At 65.8% G+C, this 19,864-nt stretch carries 18 protein-coding genes; 9 read left to right on the top strand and 9 right to left on the bottom strand.

What is annotated here, in order from left to right; genetic code table 11:
* Positions 1–90: 90 nt before the first annotated feature.
* The 5 genes from HBF26_RS06905 to HBF26_RS06885 all read right to left on the bottom strand — a co-directional run bounded on the left by HBF26_RS06905 (position 91) and on the right by HBF26_RS06885 (position 6,802).
* Entirely contained in the window at positions 91–3,120 is a 3,030-nt protein-coding gene (locus HBF26_RS06905) for a TonB-dependent receptor (RefSeq protein ID WP_167124456.1), read from the bottom strand.
* Positions 3,121–3,355: 235 nt separating this feature from the next.
* On the bottom strand, positions 3,356–4,378 hold the full coding sequence (locus HBF26_RS06900) for a substrate-binding domain-containing protein (protein WP_167124454.1): 1,023 nt from the start codon (positions 4,376–4,378) through the stop codon (positions 3,356–3,358).
* A gap of 293 nt (positions 4,379–4,671) precedes the next feature.
* On the bottom strand, positions 4,672–6,270 hold the full coding sequence (locus HBF26_RS06895; protein WP_240151249.1) for a PepSY-associated TM helix domain-containing protein: 1,599 nt from the start codon (positions 6,268–6,270) through the stop codon (positions 4,672–4,674).
* A gap of 2 nt (positions 6,271–6,272) precedes the next feature.
* Positions 6,273–6,533: a hypothetical protein gene (locus HBF26_RS06890; RefSeq protein ID WP_167124452.1), complete on the bottom strand. Its 261-nt coding sequence runs from the start codon at positions 6,531–6,533 to the stop codon at positions 6,273–6,275.
* Positions 6,533–6,802, bottom strand: a complete 270-nt coding sequence (locus HBF26_RS06885) for a hypothetical protein (protein ID WP_167124450.1) — start codon at positions 6,800–6,802, stop codon at positions 6,533–6,535. The genes HBF26_RS06890 and HBF26_RS06885 overlap by 1 nt, the downstream gene beginning before the upstream one ends.
* 246 nt (positions 6,803–7,048) lie before the next feature.
* Here HBF26_RS06885 and HBF26_RS06880 point away from each other — a divergent pair, with 246 nt between their 5' ends.
* The gene (locus tag HBF26_RS06880) at positions 7,049–7,483 is read left to right on the top strand and encodes an SPFH domain-containing protein (protein WP_167124448.1); all 435 of its coding nucleotides are present in this window, start codon (positions 7,049–7,051) and stop codon (positions 7,481–7,483) included.
* Between the two features lie 139 nt (positions 7,484–7,622).
* Complete coding sequence (gene rsmG / locus HBF26_RS06875; RefSeq protein WP_167124446.1) at positions 7,623–8,252, top strand: 16S rRNA (guanine(527)-N(7))-methyltransferase RsmG; 630 nt, start codon at positions 7,623–7,625, stop codon at positions 8,250–8,252.
* Positions 8,253–8,258: 6 nt separating this feature from the next.
* Here rsmG and HBF26_RS06870 read toward each other — a convergent pair whose 3' ends face one another.
* Complete coding sequence (locus HBF26_RS06870) at positions 8,259–9,518, bottom strand: ABC transporter permease (protein ID WP_167124443.1); 1,260 nt, start codon at positions 9,516–9,518, stop codon at positions 8,259–8,261.
* Positions 9,519–9,528: 10 nt separating this feature from the next.
* On the bottom strand, positions 9,529–10,848 hold the full coding sequence (locus HBF26_RS06865; protein ID WP_167124441.1) for an ABC transporter permease: 1,320 nt from the start codon (positions 10,846–10,848) through the stop codon (positions 9,529–9,531).
* Between the two features lie 279 nt (positions 10,849–11,127).
* Here HBF26_RS06865 and HBF26_RS06860 point away from each other — a divergent pair, with 279 nt between their 5' ends.
* The 5 genes from HBF26_RS06860 (at position 11,128) to HBF26_RS06840 (ending at position 15,061) form a co-directional block, all read left to right on the top strand.
* Complete coding sequence (locus HBF26_RS06860) at positions 11,128–11,982, top strand: ParA family protein (RefSeq protein ID WP_167124439.1); 855 nt, start codon at positions 11,128–11,130, stop codon at positions 11,980–11,982.
* A 15-nt stretch (positions 11,983–11,997) separates the two neighbouring features.
* Positions 11,998–12,870 carry a ParB/RepB/Spo0J family partition protein gene (locus tag HBF26_RS06855; protein WP_167124437.1) on the top strand — a complete coding sequence of 291 codons (873 nt, stop codon included), beginning with the start codon at positions 11,998–12,000 and terminating at the stop codon, positions 12,868–12,870.
* Between the two features lie 29 nt (positions 12,871–12,899).
* Entirely contained in the window at positions 12,900–13,433 is a 534-nt protein-coding gene (locus tag HBF26_RS06850) for a sigma-70 family RNA polymerase sigma factor (protein ID WP_167124435.1), read from the top strand.
* Positions 13,430–14,164, top strand: a complete 735-nt coding sequence (locus tag HBF26_RS06845) for a DUF3379 family protein (RefSeq protein WP_167124433.1) — start codon at positions 13,430–13,432, stop codon at positions 14,162–14,164. The genes HBF26_RS06850 and HBF26_RS06845 overlap by 4 nt, the downstream gene beginning before the upstream one ends.
* A gap of 180 nt (positions 14,165–14,344) precedes the next feature.
* Positions 14,345–15,061 carry a glycosyltransferase gene (locus HBF26_RS06840; RefSeq protein WP_167029692.1) on the top strand — a complete coding sequence of 239 codons (717 nt, stop codon included), beginning with the start codon at positions 14,345–14,347 and terminating at the stop codon, positions 15,059–15,061.
* Positions 15,062–15,426: 365 nt separating this feature from the next.
* Here the strand turns inward: HBF26_RS06840 and HBF26_RS06835 are convergent, their stop codons facing one another.
* Together HBF26_RS06835 and HBF26_RS06830 are read right to left on the bottom strand one after the other, a co-directional pair.
* The gene (locus HBF26_RS06835) at positions 15,427–16,371 is read right to left on the bottom strand and encodes a patatin-like phospholipase family protein (RefSeq protein ID WP_338039641.1); all 945 of its coding nucleotides are present in this window, start codon (positions 16,369–16,371) and stop codon (positions 15,427–15,429) included.
* A 10-nt stretch (positions 16,372–16,381) separates the two neighbouring features.
* Positions 16,382–17,371 carry a helix-turn-helix transcriptional regulator gene (locus HBF26_RS06830; protein ID WP_167029695.1) on the bottom strand — a complete coding sequence of 330 codons (990 nt, stop codon included), beginning with the start codon at positions 17,369–17,371 and terminating at the stop codon, positions 16,382–16,384.
* A 193-nt stretch (positions 17,372–17,564) separates the two neighbouring features.
* Between HBF26_RS06830 and HBF26_RS06825 the strand changes: the two genes are divergently transcribed.
* The gene (locus HBF26_RS06825) at positions 17,565–18,497 is read left to right on the top strand and encodes a hypothetical protein (protein WP_167124431.1); all 933 of its coding nucleotides are present in this window, start codon (positions 17,565–17,567) and stop codon (positions 18,495–18,497) included.
* Between the two features lie 28 nt (positions 18,498–18,525).
* The gene (locus HBF26_RS06820) at positions 18,526–19,398 is read left to right on the top strand and encodes a DUF481 domain-containing protein (protein WP_167124429.1); all 873 of its coding nucleotides are present in this window, start codon (positions 18,526–18,528) and stop codon (positions 19,396–19,398) included.
* Positions 19,399–19,864 lie beyond the last annotated feature (466 nt).

Below are 19,864 nucleotides of genomic sequence, written 5' to 3'. Positions count from 1 at the left end.
CAAGGGAAAAAGAAGTGCGCCCGCGGGGAGACTCGCGGGCGCCAATGACGGCGCATCCGGCCATGCAAACCGGATGCGCCGGTGAAGCGCTTAGAACTTGAAGCCAGCCGTGAAGCGCGCGGTGCGCGGCACGAACTGGATGTTGCCGGTCTTGTTGAACACCACGGGATCGCTGGCGTTGCTCGGGATGCCATTTGCACCGAAGTTGGTGGTGTACTGGCTGAAGTTCTTCCAGTTGAAGACGTTGAGGATGTCGAAGCGGATGTAGAACTTCGTCATGTCGCCTTCGCCGATCGGGAAATCCTTCGTAGCCTGAACGTCGAGGTCGCGATAGCCCCAGATCTTGCCACCGACCAGGAACTTGGAACCCGGCGGGGTGTAAGCACTCGGGATGTTCTGGGAACCGTCCGGGAAGATTGCGCCATAACCATAGTTACCGTTCCACGGCAGCGGCGTGGCCAGCGTCAGCTTTGCGGAGAAGCTGAAGCCCCAAGGGCCGTCGATCGAACCGGTCGCCACGAAGCGATGCTTGGAAGCCGCATTGGACGTGATGAACGGGTAGTCGTTGATCGTCGCCTCGTCGAACGAGTAGTGCTCGCCGATGTCGCGGTTCTGCTTCGCACGGGTATAGGTATATGCGAAGTTGGCGCTCCAGCCGGATTCGCGGGTGTACGGCTTGTCGGCCGACAGCAGCACCTGCGTGCTGCGCGTACGGATGCCGTTGTTACCGATGATCATCGAGCCGAAGCCCGGGATACCATTGCCCCAAGGTTGCGAGCCGCCCTGGAAGAACGAGCCGTCCGGATAACGGTTGCCCAGCGTGAACGCGAAGCCGTCATACGACAGCACGCGCGTGATCGTGGCATCGGTGTTCCAGTCGCCCAGCTTGTTCGCCATACCGATGCTGAACTGGTCCGAATAAGGCGCCTTCAGATCGTTGTTGAGCATGTCGACTTCCTGGCCCTTGTTCGAGCCGGCGACGAGCGCCTGCAAGTTCTCGATACCATTCAGGTAGGCCGGATTCCACTCGACGCAGTTCGTGTTCGGGCCCACCGTGCACGAACGTCCCGGGATGTTGAACAAGATTTCCTGGTTCGGCAGCGCGGACTTCGTCTGCTCAAGCTGAAGATAGTCGTAGAGGTTGCGATCGTAGGAACGGCCTGCACCACCGTGAATCACGTGCTCTTCGTCGGCGAAGAGATCGTACGAGAAGCCAAGTCGCGGGGCCCACTGATTCTGCGCGTGACGGTTGTGCCCGTTGCTGACGTAGTCCTGATAGTTGATGCCACCCTTGGCCAGGGTCTGGGCGTAGGTCTGGCCGGGGAACAAGTCCTGCGCGTTAGGATCAAGTGAGTTGAAGCCGTCGATAACGTTCTGCGGCGTGACCCAATCGAGGTATGAAGGCGTCTTTTCCTTGTCCCAACGCACACCGAGGTTCAAGGTCAGGTGGTCGTTGACCGACCAGTCGTCCTGGATGTAAGCGCCGTACTGCTTGCTGTTCGTCTCGGAAACGGGGTTGAGCCCCGGTACCGGATTGGCAAACTGCGCCTTGTACGGGAGCGGCTCCACGCCGTCTGTGCCCACGTTGTAGAAGAACTGCGGGTTAACGTTCTGCGCATCCTGCGCATGCAGCGTCACTTCCTTGTACTTCCAACCCATCTTGACGATGTGATCGCCATGCCAGGTCAGGTCATTGAAGGTGAAATCGTCCGAGATCATGGGACCTTCCTGGCCCTTGACCTGCGTAGCAAGCGCATCCGCCGAACCGACCTTCACAATTTCCGTGTCGTTGTTGGGGCGCCACACGTAATGGAAGCCATTGCCGTAGTTGACCGGCAGCGGATCGTTCGAGGAATTCTCGTAGCTGGCCTTGAACTCGTTGAAGAACCACTCGCCACTGTGCTGCCAGCGGAAGGTTCCGCGAGTGTCGTGGTTCTCGGTTTCGATCGAGGCCGAACGGGCGGTGCCGGCACCGATGTTGTCTGCCTGCGTTTCGCGACGTACCTGGGTGCTGATCTCGATGCGATCACGGTCGGTCAGTTCCCAATCGATCTTGCCGAAGTACAGCTTCTCGTCGAACGGCAGGTTCGATGGCCCCAGCTGCGCACGGACGCTGGCCGGGAGATAGTTGATCGAATCAAGCGGAGCGCCGTCGCCCGGCGACACAGTGACCGGCGTGTCGAACTTCTTCTGTTCGAACGTCACGAAGAAATGCATCTGGTCCTTGATGATCGGACCGCCGAGCGCGAAACCATATTCCTTCTCGAACGAGCGCGCCTTGTCGCCGTCTTCCTCGGCGGCCGTGCGGCTGCGGTACTTGTCCGAGGTGTAGGTATAGAACGTTTCGCCGTGGAACTCATTCGTGCCGGACTTCGTCTCCGCGGTGATCGCGGCCGACGACACCTGGTCGTACTCGGCCTTGTAGTTCGAGGTGATGACCTTGTACTCGCCGATGGCGAGCTGCGGGAACGGGTTGCCCTGGCTGTTGACCTGGCCCGAGACGCCGCCTTCCTTCACGTAGCTCTTCTGGCCCACGCCGTCGATGAACACGTTCACCGAGCTGTTGTTCTGGGCGCCGCCGCGGAGCGAGGTGTGACCCTTGTCGTCCACGCTGAACACCATGCCCGGCACGGTGTCGGCGAATTCAAGAAAGTTGCGCGAAACCTGCGGAATGGTCTGGATCTGGTGCAGCGAAATGGTCTTGGCCACTTCCGGCGTGCGCACTTCGTTGAGCGTGGTGGCGCTCACGGTGACGCCTTCCATCGCGGTGGCGGCAGAGGCGTCAGCCGGTGCGGCAGAGGCCGGTGCCGCCAGGTTCAGCGTGGCGGTCGAAGCGACCGTCAGGGTCACGTTCTGCTGCGTGCCCGGGCCCGCGTCCACTTGATACGTGGCCGGCGGCAGGCCGTTGATCACGTAGGTACCGTCGGCGCCGGCGGTGGCCTTGCGACTCAGGCCGGTCTGCGGATTGAACGCGGTGACCGTGGCGCCCGGTGCGGCCTTGCCGCGCAGGGTGGCGATGGCGGACTGCGCGAACGCCGAGGGCGTCATGGCCGCGGCGGCGACCGACGCGGTGATGACGCTGGCGAGAATCTTTTTCTTCAACTGCATCGAGGCTTTCATTGTTCCCCTCTCCCAAATGTCCCGTGTGTGTTTTCTTATCCCGGCCGTAGCGCGAAACACGGTGGTCGACTTTCGTCGCGACGCGGTGGTCTGGCCACTCTTATGCAAACGTTCTTCCCCGTGTGTCGCGTCCTCCCCTGCAGGGCGGCGCGGCCGGTAAAGCGGATATCCTGTGAAGACGCCGTCCTGCAGAATCCTTCCAGGGCCCGGCCAGCCCCGCTAATCAAACGAGCGATCAGGCTCGTCGTCGTACAGCGTCGTTACCGCCGCAAGAGGCGCGTACGACGAGTTCGGTGCCGACGACGGTGCGCGGCTCGGGCGCGGCATCGTCGGGTGCCTCGATCATGCGAACGAGGCGTTCCAGTGCGGCTTCGCCCAGTTCGGCGATGCGCACACGGACAGTGGTAAGCGGAGGCGTGACATAGCGCGCCATCGGAATGTCGTCGAAGCCGGCTACGGCGATGTCCTCGGGCGTGCGTACCTTGGCTTCCGACAAAGCGGACAGGCAGCCGATGGCCATCATGTCGTTGGCTGCGAAGATCGCATCGGGACGCGGCACCATGGCCAGCGCCTGCTTGCCGGCGTGGTAGCCGGATTCCTCGGTGAAATCGCCCGGCAGCACGATGGCGCGATCGGCCAGTCCCGCCGCGGCCAGCGCCTCGCGATAACCGCGGCAGCGCTCCTGCACGTCGTGATTCACCTCGGGGCCCGCGATGAACGCGATACGCTTGCGGCCGAGGCCCAGCAAATGCTCGGTCATCGTGCGTGCGCCGCCGTAGTCGTCGACATCGAGCGCGGCGTGGCGATCGGAACGCACATGGCTGTTGATCAGCACCGTGGGCAGCACGATCGGCAGGTTCTCGTCGAGGAAAACCTCGTCCGCATGCGGTGACATCACCAGCAGCCCATCCACCCGCCCCTGCATGGCACGAAGGGCGATGGCGGCCTCGGTGGCGTCGCCGTGCGAGCTGGACACCAGCATGTACAGGCCACGGGCACGGGCGGCGAGGTCGATGCCACGGATGAGTTCGGAGAAGAACGCGCCGTGCAGATCGGGCAGGAGGGCGCCGATGGTCTGCGTGCGGCGGGTGATCAGGCTGCGCGCCGCGTTGTGCGGCACGTAGCGGAGGCGCGCGGCCACCTCGCGGATCCGCTTCTGCGTCTCCGCGGTCACGCCGCCGTGTCCATTCAGTGCGCGCGAGACCGAGGCCACCGATACGTTGGCCATTCTCGCGACGTCTTTGATCGTCACACTCACGTGGTTCTCGCCCTTGAGCCAACCCCTCCCGGGGCTCGACGGCGCGGAACGTAAACGTTTTCACACGAGCTTGTAAAGCGTGCAAAAACAACCGGTTGCTGCGCCGCCGCAAGATCGCCAGGCAGTCGCAATACCACTCTGCAGCGTGAGTTAAAAATTCGTGTTTTATCAGGCCGATGAGTGGTATTCGGCAAATTGCTGCGCCGCCGCAGTGAACGCACACGAAACGTTCACCCAGCTAAATACCTGTCATGCATAGAACTACGTAACGCGCGTTACATCTGGGGAAGTTCTTAGACTTCCTGTAACTCAGGCACGGCCGGCTTTTGCCCGCGCCGCGACGACCACACACTGCAAGGGTCGCCCTCCACCGTTCGCTTGCGGGTGGCAATGCCGAGCCACGCAAAGCCCGCTCCCATGGCAATGGCGACCAGATCGACACCCAGCGCCGCGTAGTCGCCCTCGCCGACCGTGCGCACCAGGCGATCGCTATGGATCACCACATCGAGCAACCCGACAGCGATGCTCACGGCCGCCGTCGCCCAGAGCAAATCCACGGCCGCCCGGGCCGGCCGCCGCCAGAAGGTCCAGAGAATCGCGGCGGCGAAGCTGGCGAAGCAGACCGGCTGCACGATCGCGGTGGGCGACGCGCCCCACAGGGGCAGCAGCAGGTTGCCGAGGAAGGTCATGGATATCGCGAAGCACGCGCCGATGCAGACGCCCACCGTGGCCGTGGCCATGGCGCGCACCTTCAACGGCTGGTCGGCCTGCCGGCGTTTGCGCCGGCTTTCGATGTACAGGAGGTTGCCCGAATAGAAGAGGAAAGCGCCGGCCAAGCCCAGGAGGAAGTAGAGCCAGCGAAGGGAGAGGTTGCCGAAGGTACCGAAGTGCAGTCCGAAGATGGCCGAGTACGTGGCGTGGTTCGCATCCCGCTTACCGCTGAGTTGCATGTTCAGCACGCGGCCGTCCACGGCGTCGAGCGACACCGAGCCGTATTCGCCGAGCGTCTTCTTCGAGGTGCCGCGCACTTCGGCCGTGGCGCCCTGCCGGCCGTAATGCACATAGCGCATGTAGTCGGGATCGAATGTCGCGGCGCCTGCCGCGAGTGCCGCCTGCCGGGCGCGCGCGCCCAGTTCGGCGGGCGAGAGCATCACCGCGCTCCCGCCCTTGTCCTTTGTTTCGGGCAGGGAGCTGGTCATCCGCTCGAACGCGCCCATCAGCTTGCCGTCGAACGCCACCGTGTTGAACGCGACGAGGGTCACCAGCGTCAGGCACAGCAGTGCGCCGGTGATGGCGAAAATGATGTGGAAGGGCAGGCTGAGGATGCCGATGACGTTGTGCGCGTCCTGCCACAGTCGCTTGAGGTTGTGACCGGGTCGCAGCGCAAACAGTTCGCGCACGAGGTTCGGCAGGTGGATCAGCAGGCCGGTCAGCAGCGCCAGCCCGTAGATGATGCTGACGACACCCATGAGGTAGATGCCGACGGTGGGAATGCCCAGGTCGTAATGCAGTTCGTAGATGAAGTCCGCGAGGCCATGCTCGTGATCTTCGGAGTCGCGCGGCGCCGCCTCGTCCAGCGACTGCGTCTTCCACGAGCCGTCCTTCTCCATCCAGTACGCGGCCACCTCGTGCGAGGGATGGTCCGCGGGAAAGGTCACGCCCACCTGGTCGCGCGCGGCGGGGTGTTTCGCCACGATGTCGTCGAGCATCGCATGCGCGCGGTCCATGGTGTCGGCACGGGCCATCGTCGCCTGCGGAAGCGCCCAGGCATCGATCTCCTCGTGGAACATGGTCAACGCGCCCGCATAGAAGGCGATGAAAAGGGCGAAACCGGCGAGCAGGCCGGCCCAGGTGTGCACCGTGGTGAACGTTCGGATCGTGGAAGCTTTCATCGTCAGAGCCCGGGCAGCATGTGCTTGGCGAGGAAGAGCGCGGCGAACGCGCCGGCGTTGGCCGCCGCGAGCCATGCCCATGCGCGGGGGCCGCTACGGAAGAGAAAGGTGGCAGCCATGATGCCGATCCACACGGGGAAGAAAAGGACGAGCATCGGGATGACGACCGATTCGCTGTGCGGCCAGAGCCAGATGGCGAGGGACACCAGTGCCATGGACAGCGGCAGGCCCAGTAGCACGCCGGCGAAGGTCTTGGCGAGCATCAGCGCGGCTTCCGTTCGGTGGCGGGACGCAAGAACCACGTGAGGTAGGGCAAGGCCACAGCGCCGAGCATCAAGGCGGTCAGCGTCGCGAAGACCCCGGGAAGCGAGGTCTCGCCGGCGATCCACAGGGCCAACGCCAGAACCGCGAGTGCTCCAGCGGCGAACCTCGCCGGACGGCCGAGCGCTCGCGTCAGGAGCCGCTGGTTGCGGGCGGAAAGGTAGGCGAGAGCCATGGCGGCGAGGGCCGCCACGCAGCCGAGGATATCCATGGGCGAAAGCCGGGTCGTTGACTGATTGATAATTATTATCATTTGAGTCCGGCCGGTCAAACCGACGGTGCCGGCCTGCTGCTCAAGTCGTGACCAACCCGGCCGTTAACTGAATAACGGTGCCGGGTAAAACTTGCGTTAACCCATGCCGTTAAATTAGGATTAACACCCCATCGATTCATCGTTCTGCAACATCTCGTTGCGCGATGCGACAGGAAAAGCCGATAACCCATTGATGTAGCAGCCATGTTGACGACCGCCCTCATCGCCACGACCCTCGTTGCCTTCGCCCTTGCGGCGATCTCGGTCCGGCGCATTCCGGAGGGTCAGGTCTACTCGGTTCGCCGCCTGGGTCGCGCTCCCGCCCTCCTTACCGCCGGCACCCATGTCGTGCTCCCGGTCATCGACCGCGTGGCACACAAGATCGATCTCGGCGGGCAGGTGCTGCGTTTCGAGGGTGGCACCGTCTACTGGCAGGTGCTGGAGCCCGAAGTGGCCGACGAGGTCATCGACGAGGCGCCGGAACTCATCCGCACCAACGTCGTCGCCGCCTTGCGCGACACGGCCACCGCCCACGCGGCCGACCGCCGCGCCGTGGGTACGCAGCTCAAGCACGCCGTGAACGGTTCGCTCCGCGCCCGCGGCATGCTCGTCACCCGCGTCGAACTCGACGCCGCCTGATTCGTTCGACGCTCGAACAACGCCATTGGCCGACTGGCCAATGGCGTATTTTGCGTCGTAGCCATGTGTCGGTATCGGCGCTGGCGGTGCGGCGGGGCGCCGCTCATACTCTCCGTCCCCTCCGATACAGCGAAGTCGCATGACCGCGCGCGAAGCCCTGCAAACCCAGCTCGAACATGGCATCGCCACCCTCGGTGCGTCGCTACCCGACGGCGCCGTGGAGCGACTGCTCGACTATCGCGAACTGCTCGAGCGCTGGAACTCGGCCTACAACCTCACCGCGATTCGCGACGACCGCGAAATGGTGGCGCGACACCTGCTCGATTCGCTGGCCATCCTTCCCTACGTGCACGGACGTTCCCTGGCCGATCTCGGCACCGGCCCGGGGCTTCCCGGTATCCCGCTCGCCATCGCCGAACCGGCGCGTGAAGTGCTCATGGTCGATTCCAACGGCAAGAAGGTGCGCTTCCTGCGCGAGGCCATCCGCTCGCTGAAGCTTGCCAATGCTCGCGCCCTGCAAAGCCGAGTGGAAGACGTGGAAGGCACGTTCGAGTGCGTCACCGCGCGCGCCTTCGCCTCGCTTGCCGACATGCTCGGCTGGGGCGGGCACCTGCTGGCGCCCAACGGCGTCTGGCTGGCCATGAAGGGCAGGCACCCGGCCGAGGAACTGGACGGCGTGCCGGAAGGTTTTCGCGTGGAAGCGATCCACGCCCTGACCGTGCCGGGCGTGGAAGGCGAGCGGCACCTGGTGGTCATCCGCCGGGCCTGAATTACCTCAGATCGTTCGCGTCGCGACCACTGGCGGCACCGTGGAAGCACGCCGAGCCGGAACGAACACGGCGAACTGGCCCAGCATCAGCACCGTCGCCACGCCCAACAGCACCCATGGCACCGGAATGCGGTCCATCCCGAAGTCCCGCATGAGCCAGAAGTTGAGGGCAACCGCCAGCACGATGCCCGCCGTGGCGCCTCCGCTCGCGATGGCGAGGTTCTCCAGTTGGAAGTAGCGCAGGATGTCGACCTTCCTTGCACCCAAGGCACGCCGGATGCCGATCTGCTTGCGCCGCTGGCCCACCCAGAAGCTGGTGAGACCAACGATGCCCGCGGCGGTCACGCCGATCAGGATGATGGACACCGATCCCATCAGGATGGCCATGCCTACATCGCCCCGGTAGGCATTCTTGCGGATCTGCTCGAACGACATCACCGCCGTCTGCTCGTCGAGCACCCGCATGGGATTGATGCCGTAGAGCAATGACGGTATGGCCTTCATGACCGCATCCCTCCGTCCCGGCTTTGCGCGCACGGCATAACGGGAGAAGTTGCCGTTCTGGCGCGCGGGTATCACCACGACATTCCATGCGAACGTCTTTGCCCACACGGCGCCCTGCAGGCGGTCGACGACGCCGATCACCCTCGACGGCTTGGCGGTGCCGTCGACGTACAGGACCTGCCCCACCGCGTCCTTGCCCGGAAACAGTTTGTCCGCGATGGCCTTGGTGATCACGATCACTGCCGGCGGGCGATCCTCGCGCAGGGAGTAATGTTGCACTTCGCCGGCGTCGAAGTAGCGCCCGGCCACCAGTTTCAGTCCGAGCGCGGCGATTCCCTGCTCGTCGAAGAAGAAATAGCTGGTGCGCGTGGTGCCCGGGCTGGTCCCGTCGTAAGAACCGTCGCCAGGGTTGATACCGACGGAACCGGCCCGCGACGAGGTAAATAGCGGCAAGGAATTGGTGGACGTTACGGCTTGCACATCCGGCATGTTTCGCAGGGCTGTCAGATCCTCTTTAAACATGGCGTCCAGTTTTTCGACGCCTTCGGGCAGGTCGGGGTTGGGCGCGCCGACCCATTGCTGTGACACGAGCACCAGATCGCTTTCGTCCAGACCGGTGGCCTGGTTGATGCTGGCGAACCGCTGGCCGATGATGAAAAGGGCATTGCAGACGATGGCCAGGGTCAAGGCGATCTGCAATGCGATCAGCGTGACGCCCGCCTTGTGCTTGCGCAGCGCCGCGAGTATGGGATGAAGAGTCATGCCTTTGTCCTCAGTTCGACTTCAGCTGCAGGGCCGGCTGCAGGCGCGCGGCTCGGAACGTCGGGTAGATGCCCGCCACCAGGGTGGAGCCGACAGCCATCGCGAGTGTCATCAGCAACAATGGAAGATCCACCTTCGCCAGTTCGGCGATATCTCTCGGCAGCACGAGCCCCACGCCCAGGGTGCCCACGCCGGTAAGCGCGAGGCCCAGAACCCCGCCGGCCAGTCCGATCAGTCCGGCTTCTGTGAGGAACTGGGCATAGATGGCGAAGCGTGCGGCGCCCAAGGCGCGCCGCACCACGATCTCTCCGCTTCGGCGCAGGAACTTCGCCAGCAAGAGGCCGGAGGTGTTGACCAGGCACACGACCAGCAGGCCGAGCGCCACCAGCAGCGACACCTTGGTGTCCGACGGCACTACCTGCTGGCTCTCCAACCAGGCGGGAATATCGCGCAGGCGGTAGTTCGGCGCCCAATTGAACCGCCCCGCTTTCTGCTGCTCGCGCGCATAGTTCTCGAGGTAACTGCGGTATGCGGCGACGGCCGTGGCATCGTCCAGTTGCGCCATGTAGCCCACCCACACGCAGGACGAACGTTGCAGCCCGACGAAGCCGGGCTCTTTCGGAGGCTTGGCGCAGTTGGTGTTGCCGTCGTTCGCCACGCCCGATTCGATGGCGCGCGTGAAGGGCAGGAAGAGTTCGTCGGGCGCAACGGAGAATCCGCCGGTGTTCTGTATGTCGTAGAAGCGAGGTTGCGGGTTCCAGTTGTCCAGCACGCCGACCACGCGATAGCTCTTGCCGTCGACATCGATCGACCTGCCCACACTGTTCTCGCCGCCGAACAGTTTCTGGTTCAACTTGCTGCCGATCACCGCCACGGCGGAGCGTTGCCGGTCGTCGTCGTCGCTCCAGGCGCCGCCGAACTTGAACGGCGCTTCCACCATGGGAAAGAACTCGGCGTAGACCGCGTGGCCACCCACATTGAACGGATGTTCGCCAGGCCGGGACGGCACGACCGAGGGATAGATGACGTAGATCGCCGACTGCAGCTTTGCCCGGTGATCGCGCACGAAGGCCATGGCATCGGTGTAAGTCAGCGCGTCCACCGGTTCGTTGTTGGGGTTACCGAAGGTGCTCGGCCCCCATGCATCGAGCTGTGGAACGAACAGCCGCGACGATTTCCAGGGGATGGGATCCCCCGACACCGCGCGAAACACGGAGTAGGTGGTCATGGATGCGGCCACGCCGAAGCCGATCGCCAGAACCATGAGTGCCGTCAGGCCCCGACTGCGCTTCAGACTGCGCAAAGCCAGTTCAACGTAGTAACCAAGCATGAGAGTCCCCTCGCGGACACGTGTCCGCCCAGGCTGCGGAGCAAGTGTCGTGCCATGCGCGGCAAACCCGGGAAAGCCCCCGCTGGCGCAGCACTTGGCCCACGGCCGTCGGACGAGAAGCGTGTCCGCGGACACCGGACACGGACGAGACCCGGACATCCCCTACCTCGCCACGGACGACGCCACCTTGTCGGGCGGTAGCCGGCGCTCGCCTAGGGCGCGGCGCCCCGTCGATGCTAACCTAGCGCCCTTTCCGCGCACGGCAGCTACCGATACCCCATGGCCCGCATCATCGCAGTCGCCAACCAGAAGGGCGGCGTCGGCAAGACCACCACCTCCGTGAACCTTGCCGCGGCCCTGGCCGCCGCGAAGCGGAAGGTGCTGCTCGTCGACTTCGATCCGCAGGGCAATGCCACCATGGCCTCCGGCGTGGACAAGCACGAGGCCAAGCCGAATGGCTGCGAGGTGCTGCTCGACGAAGCGCAGATCGCCGACGTGCTGGTGCGGACGGAAGCAGGGTTCGACCTCCTGCCGGGCAACGGCGACCTCACCGCAGCGGAACTGAAGCTGATGGACGGCCTGGCCCGTGAGCAGCGTCTGAAGGAACAGCTGGCGAAGGTGGCCGACCGCTACGACACCATCCTGATCGACTGCCCCCCCTCGCTGCACCTGCTCACCCTCAATGCCCTGACGGCAGCCGACGGCGTGCTGATCCCCGTCCAGTGCGAATACTTCGCGCTGGAGGGCCTGTCGAGCCTGCTCGACACCATCGAGGCCGTGCGCCAGCGCCTGAACCCGCGGCTGGAAGTGGAAGGCCTGCTCCGCACCATGTACGACGTGCGCAACAACCTCGGCAACGAGGTCTCGGCCCAGCTGACCCAGCATTTCGGCGAAAAGGTGCTGCGGTCGATCATTCCGCGCAACGTGCGTCTGGCCGAGGCGCCCAGCCACGGACAGCCGATCCACCTGTACGACCGCGGCTCGCGCGGCGCCATCGCCTACATTGGCCTGGCCGGCGAGATCATCCGTCGCGAGCGGGCGATGAGCGGCGGCACCGGTGCCGAAACAGCGGACGCGGCCGGTCCCGACGACGCAGCACAGGCGGCCCCGGGCGCCGCCCCGACGACCTCTTAAGGAGCACCCGTACCCATGGCAGCAGCGAAGAAACGTGGACTTGGCCGTGGCCTCGACGCCTTGCTCGGCGGCGGCGCGGGTCCCGCAGCGGCACCCTCGGTCATCGAACAGGAGGGCGAGCTGCGCACGCTGCCGATCCAGCAGATCCAGGCCGGCAAGTACCAGCCCCGTCGCCACTGGAACGACGAGGCGCTGGACGAACTGGCTGCCTCGATCAAGGCCCAGGGCCTGATCCAGCCGGTGGTGGTCCGTGCCATCGGCAAGAACAGCTATGAGCTGATTGCCGGCGAGCGCCGCTGGCGCGCCGCGCAGCGCGCGTCGATGAGCGACATTCCGGCGCTGGTGAAAGACGTGCCCGAGCAGTCGGTGCTCGCCATGGCGCTCATCGAGAACATCCAGCGCCAGGAGCTGACGCCGCTGGAAGAAGCCCAGGCACTGCAGCGCCTCATCGACGAGTTCGACCTGACCCACCAGCAGGCCGCCGACGCCGTCGGCCGCTCGCGCGCGGCGGTGTCCAACCTGCTTCGCCTGATGGAGCTTCCGCCGTCCATCAAGCAGTTGCTCGACGAGGGCAAGCTGGAAATGGGCCACGCCCGCGCCCTGCTCACGCTGCCCTCGACGGTCGCCGAGCCGCTGGCACTCGAGGCCGCGCGCAACGGCTGGACGGTGCGCGAGCTGGAAGAAGGCGCGCGCAAGGCCCAACTGGCACCCAAGGGCAAGGCCAAGTCGGCCCCGATGGACCCGAACATCGCCAACCTCGAGCGCGAACTGGCCGAACGGTTCGCCACGCGGGTCGAAGTGGCCCACGGCCGCGGCGGGAAAGGCAAGCTGGTCATCCATTACCACAGCCTCGACGAGCTGGACGGCATTCTCAGCAAGGTCCGCTGAAGCGCGGCATCGCCTGTAAGAGAAACGCCATGGCGCCGGTCAAAGAGGGTGTGAATCCGAAGCAGCGCCAGTACGAAGCCATGGTGCGCGCCCTGTCGGCCGACCTTTACCGGTACGCCTTCTGGTTGTCGCGCTCCGAAACCGTCGCCCAGGACCTGGTCCAGGAGACCTTCCTGCGCGCGTGGAAGAACCTCGACGCCCTGCGCGAAGTGGATGCGGCCAAGCCCTGGCTCATCACCATCCTCCGCCGCGAACACGCCCGCCTGTACGAGCGCAAGCGGCTCGATCTGGTGGACCTGGACGACAACGTGGCCGAGGACACCGCCTTCGCCAGCCCCGAGCGCAGCGGCGACGCCGCGCAGGTGCGTGAGGCGATGCTGAAGCTGCCCGACAAGTATCGCGATCCGCTCGCCATGCAGGTGCTGGGCGGCATGACGTGCGAGGAAATCGCCGAGAGCACCGGGCAGCAGCCCGGCGCCGTGATGACCCAGTTGTTCCGTGCCCGCCAGCGCCTGAAGGCCCTGCTCGGCGGGCGCGCCGCGGCCGAGGGGGGCCGGAAATGAACTGCCTCGACTTTCGCCGCCGCATCGGCGCCGAGCCGCGCTCGCGCGATCCCGAACTGCTCGCCCACCGCGACGCCTGCAAGGAAGGCTGCGCCGCTTTCTGGCAGCGCGCCCAGCGTTTCGAAGACGACCTCGAAGCGGCGCTGGCGGTGCCCGTGCCCGAAGGCCTCGCCGACCGCATCCTGCTCGCCCAGGCCACCGGCGAACGCCGGCGGCAGGTGGGGCGCCGCCGTGCCTTCATGGCACTGGCCGCCTCGCTGCTCATCGCCTTCACCGGCGCCGGCCTCTTCTGGCGCCAAGCCGATCTCCGGTCACTGCCCGCGCTGGCCGTGGCGCACATGCCCGAGGAGATGGGCGCGCTGAACCTCACCCAGCCGATCACCGATGCGCAGGTGGAAGCCGGCTTCGTAGGCCGGGCCACCCGGCTCAGGGGCCCGGCGCCGGCCGGTGTCACCTATGTGCACGACTGCATGGTGGGTCCGTATCCGGCGGTGCACGCGGTCACCCGAATGAATGACGAGCCGGTCGTGGCGCTCTACATGCCGGGCAAGATGATCGACAAGGGCGGCGATTTCCATCGCGATGGCTGGGACGGCCGCGAGGTTCCCCTGAGCGGCGGCACCCTGGTGGTGCTGGCCCAGGGAGCCAGCCGCAGCACCATGGCGGCCGTGGAGCGCGGCTGGCGCGCCGCCATCGAAGGCCCCGCGGCCCCGACCGTAGGCCAGATCTAGCCTGCCACCTTGTGGGAGCCGCTTCAGCGGCGATGGGTGCTCGCGGCAAGCATGCCCGCTGCCGCGGGATCGCCGGCACAGCCGGCTCCCCCACAGAGGGCCGGTGTCGCAGAGGCCGGTGTCCCCCGTCGGCCGCTTGGGCGATAATGCGGCCCGAATCCCGCTACCCCCGGAACCGCGATGACCGAACTCGCCGTGGTCGTGCCCGTCTTCAACGAGCGCGACAACATCCCGCCCCTCCTCGCCGAGATCGCCTCGGCACTGCGCGGACGGATCGATTTCGAGATCATCTACGTCGACGACGACAGCACCGACGACAGCGTGGCCGTGCTCACGGCGGCCCGCGCGCAGTACCCGGAACTTCGCATCATCCGCCACATCACCCGCAGCGGTCAGAGCACCGCGGTATGGAACGGCGTGCGCGCGGCGCGCGCGCCATGGATCGCCACGCTGGATGGCGACGGCCAGAACGATCCCGCCGACATTCCGAAGCTGCTGGCCGCCCGCGAAGGCGCCACGTCGGAACTGAAGCTGTTCGCCGGATGGCGTGTCACGCGCCGCGACAGCTTCAACAAGCGCATTTCCTCGAAGATCGCGAACGCGGTGCGCTCCCGCATGTTGCGCGACGACACGCCCGACACGGGTTGCGGCCTCAAGCTGTTCGAGCGCGAGACCTTCCTGCGCCTGCCCTACTTCGACCACATGCACCGCTATCTGCCGGCGCTGGTGAAGCGTGCGGGTTTTGCCAGCCAGAGCGTGCCGGTGGGTCACCGCCCCCGCACGGCGGGCACGTCGAAGTACGGCATGCTCGATCGCCTCTGGGTCGGCCTTGCCGATCTGCGCGGCGTGGCTTGGCTGATGCGCCGCGCGAAGGTCACCCGCACCGAGGAAGTCTGATCGGAGGCGCTGGCTGTTTGTGGGAGCCGGCTATGCCGGCGATCCCGCGGCCGCGGGCCATCTTGCCGCGAGCACCCATCGCCGCTGAAGCGGCTCCCACACAAAGCTCGCGGCGTTACCTCGCTTGGGGAATCTTGTTGTGTGGGAGCCGGCTATGCCGGCGATCCCGCGGCAGCGGGTATGCTTGTCGCGAGCACCCATCGCCGCTGAAGCGGCTCCCACACAAAGCTCGCGGCGTTGCCTCGCTTGGGGAATCTTGTTTGTGTGGGAGCCGGCTGTGCCGGCGATCCCGCGGCAGCGGGCCAGCTTGCCGCGAGCACTCATCGCCGCTGAAGGGGCTCCCACAGAGAAACCTCGTCGTCTCGTCAGCGCGTCGCCGGCAGCCGCGGCTTCCACGCCTCCAGCGCCTGCACCGTCCGCTCGCGCCCCAGCTCGATGAGTTCGCGCGCGCGGTAGAACTCGTACACCGTGGAGACGTTGCGGGGGATCTCGATCAGCAGGTCGGGCGGGTAGGCGGCGAGGCGGAGGCGCGAGAGATTGGCCTGCATGAGGTCCATCGACTGCGTCATCAACTCGAAGGCGCCGGGATCGCGGATCTTCTGTTCTGCCTGCGGCAGCACCCGCCCGATAAGGCGGCCCAGCTTCGCCGCATAGCCCTTGTCGGCCACGGCGGCGACGTCTTTCTCCGGCGGTTTCTGCATTTCCGCGGCGCCATCCACGCTCACCGCCACCACGTAGTCGGCGTCTTCGCGCATCAGCGGCAACACCGGGAGCGGATTCAGCAGGGCGCCGTCGACGAGCCGCCGGCCCTCATGCGTGTAGGGCCGGAACAGTGTCGGGATGGCGATGGACGCGCGGATGGCGTCGAACAGCGGCCCGCGCGTGAGCCAGACCTCGCGCTCCCTGTCGATGTCGGTGGCCACCGCGGTGTAGGCGAGTTCCAGTTCCTCGATGTTCACTTCGCCGATCAGCTCGCGCAGCGCGGCCATGATCCGGTCGCCCTTGATGAAGCCGCCACCGGAGAAGCTCCAGTCGACCAGCCGCAGCACGTCGAAGCGGGCCAGCGTGGACACCCAATCGCGGTAGATGTCGAGCTTGCCCATGGCGTAGATGCCGCCGATGAGCGCGCCCATCGAGGTGCCCGCCACGGCCACGACTTCGTAGCCGTGCTCTTCGAGGGCCTCGATCGCGCCGATGTGGGCCAGCCCCTTTGCCGCGCCGGCACCAAGCGCGAGGGCAATGCGGGGCTTGCGCGACACCGCGTTCGCGACGGGAAGCGCGCCCGGATCGGCGATGTCGAAGTCGCTCACGAACCGGCCTTCAGTGGTGGTTTCCGTTGGCCTGGTAGCCCGATAGCGCGAGCTGCAGGAGGATCTTCATTTCCTCGCGCAGCGGCAACGGCGAGACGATTTCCGCATCGGGCCCGTACTTCAGGACGTCCATCAGCAGTTCCCGCGAATTCGAATAAGGCACCTTCAGCTCGTAACGGCCGTCAGGAAGCCACTCGCCCTTCTGCTGCGAATGCCAGTGCTCGTCGGCGACCCAGCGCGCGGCGTGCGACGAGAAACGGATGGTGGCCCAGGCCTTCGGCTTGCCGGCGAAGATGCCGTAACTGGAGGCCAGGAGATCGTTGAGCTCGGCTTCCTCGACGTCCTTCGCCTTTGCGTCCAGTGCGGTGGGATCGGCGATGCGATCCACAGCGAAGCTGCGCAGCGCCTCGCGATCGTGGTCCCAGACGTCCAGGTACCAGTTGTCGCGGTAATGCGTGAGCCGCTGCGGCGACACCGTGCGCTTCGTGTCGGAATTCGTGGTGCGCGCGCGGTAGCGGAAGCTGAGCTGCCGGCGTTCGAGCACGGCGCCCGCGACGATGCGGAACACCTGCTGGTCCATCTTGCGCGCGCCCCAGGAAATGACCCGGATGCGGTCGACGGGCAGGGCCTTGCCGCTGCCGTGGTCGGACAGCAGGCGCTCGATGCGTGCCTTGAACGGCGCGAGCGCGCCGGCCAGCACGCCCGGATCGGAGCGCCCGATCAACTCGTTGAGGGCCATCAGCGCGGCCAGTTCGTCGCTGGTCAGCCAAAGGCCGGGCAGTTCGAAACTGTCGCCCTCGCCCGCTTCGTAGCGGAACGAAGCCTGTTCGCCGGCGACGCTCTGCACCGGCGCGCCGAGCGCGTCACGCAGGAAAGCCACGTCGCGATACAGCGTGGCGCGCGAACATTCCAGTTCGTCCATCAGGCGGGACAGCGGCACCGGATAATGGGCGGACTTCAGCAGGCGGTGCAGGGTGAGAATGCGCTCGTAGCGGTCCATGGGTGTCGCCGGCAGATGGAGCTTCGGGTAAGTGTGTCCGCGTGGGCGTGACGCCCGTATCTACGGCCCGAAGCATGGCGTCGGCAGGGCCGCTCCGCAAGGGAGCATCGCCCGGAAGAGCCCCCGAGTTTGCGCCCGGCGGCGTAAGGCGCAAAAATGCTGCTTTGCGATTCGCCGAAGGCCTTCCCCGACCATGGCGGAACCGAACGACACCTCTTCCGCCGTCATGGACCATGGACAGTCCGACGGCGCGGGGGCTGCCCACGACCTGTTTTCCATCCCGAGCGTGGTCGTCCAGACGGCCACCGCGACCGGCTACGGCCTGTGGATGGTGCTCGGTACCGCGCTGGCGCTCGGCACCTACCCTGACGGCCGTGGCGAAGTTCTCGTGCCCCTCAGCATCGGCCTCGTCTTCGTGGCATCCGGCCTCGTGGCCACGTGGCTGCGCCTGCCGTTCGCCGCGGACTGGCACGGGTGGAATCCGGCCAAGCGGATGATGCCTACCGTCGAAGGCATGGTCGCGATGGTGAACTTCCTCCCGATGCTTGCCCTGGCGGGACTGGCCCGCGGCGGGAACGATTTCTGGGCGACCCGCCTCGCTGGCGCGGCGCTCATGCTGTGCAGCCTGGCCACCCTGATTCAGACCGCCCGCGGCCTGTCCCGCGGTCTGTCCGTCGCGATGGCCTCGGTCGCGAACACGCTGCCCCTTGGCCGCGCCACCTGGGCGCTGTTCGCCGGGGGGCTGTGGTTCTGGCTCTGCGTGGCGTTGCAGACGGACACCCCCATGGAGCCGTTCAACCCCTGGCGGCTGGCCCTGCTCGCCGTGGCACTGGCGCTCGGCATCGTCGAGGGCATGCGCTGGCGGGCGCTGCGGCAGCTGGCGCAGGACCGGGGCATGAGCGGGCACCTGGCCGGGGGCCGTGGAGCCATGACGCTCCTCGGCGGACGCGTCGCGGTCGCCATGCTGTCGGTGGGCCTGCCCAGCCTGCTCCTCATTTCCCATCCAGGCGGCTCGGCCCAGGCCATGGCCGCCGGTCTGGCCGCGTTAAGCTGCGTTGTCGGTCAATGCCTCGAGCAGAGGCTCTACGGCCACGCATATGGACGGCTCGTCGCGGGCCAGGCATGACGATTTCCCTTCCACTTCCAGGTAGACGATGAAAAAGCTCCTTATCGCCACGCTCGTCCTCGCCGCGCTGCCCTTCACGGCATCGGCCCAGGACGCCAACGCCAACACCACGGCCAACGCCAATTCGTCGGACGCCGCGCAGAACGGCGGCTGGACCGGCTCGGGTGAGTTCGGTTTCGCCTCCTCGCGCGGCAACTCGCGGTCCGAGAATGCCAACGCCAAGCTGGGCCTGAGCCAGGAAAACGAGGTCTGGAAGAACAACTTCTTCCTCAACGGCCTGCGCTCCAAGGGCGAGGTATCGGTCGAGGACGGAAACGGCAATACCGTGGACAAGTTCAGCACCACGGCCAACCGCTACGACACCGGTGCGTCCGTGGGCTACAAGTTCGACCCGCGCAGCTACATCGTTACGGCGGCACGCTATGAGCACGACGACTTCGGCGCCAACCTGTGGCAGGGCATCGTCTCGGTGGGTTACGGCTACATCGCGCTGAAGAACGAGCGTGCCGAGCTGTCCTTCGAAATCGGCCCCGGTTTCAAGCGCTACCAGCCGGCGAAATCGGAACGTGCCGCCCTGAATCCCGACGGCACGCCCATCCTCGACGCCGATGGCAACGCGGTGTCGGAAACGTACAAGCCCGATGCGGAAAGCGAAGTGGTCGGCCGCGGCCTGGTCAACGCGAAGTACCGCCTCACCGACAACACGGCGCTGGAAGACACGCTGCTGGTGGAAGCGGGCTCGAAGAACCAGTACTACCAGAACGACATCGGTCTTTCCGTCAGCATGACGAAGAAGATGGCGCTGAAGGTCGGCTACCAGATCCGCTACAACAGCGACACGCAGCCCGGCACGCAGAGCACCGACAAGCTGACGACGACGAACCTGGTCTACAACTTCTGACGGCAGCCATCCTTGTGGGAGCCGCTTCAGCGGCGATCCCGCGGTAGCGGGCAGGCTTGCCGCGAGCACCCATCGCCGCTGAAGCGGCTTGTGTCTTTGCGTCGGGGTAGGCTTGAGGTGAGAGCGGAGTGCGGCAAGCCGTTTTAGCGGCGGTGCTGCGAGCACGTGTGGGAGCTAGGGCCGCCGCACTCCCTCCGCTATAGCCCGAACAGTTGCTCGAGTCGTACCTCGAATTCACAAGCCGGGGCATGGTGGAGGTGCTCTCACTTCCAATCGTACTCCGGAGTGAGTTCATGAGCATCTATGTAGGTATCGATACCGGCAAATCCTTGTTGGAGGTGGGTTTTTATCCCACCGGCCGCAACGAGTGTTTCGCCAACACCGCCCAGGGGCACCGGGCCTTGTTGCTTGCCCTGGCGACGTTGGACGTCCGGCACATCACGATCGAGGCGACCGGTGGCTACGA

The organism is Luteibacter jiangsuensis, assembly GCF_011742555.1.
Lineage (GTDB): Bacteria > Pseudomonadota > Gammaproteobacteria > Xanthomonadales > Rhodanobacteraceae > Luteibacter > Luteibacter jiangsuensis.
Note: the sequence above shows the minus strand (reverse complement) of the source record. Positions and strands in the feature narration are given on the sequence as shown.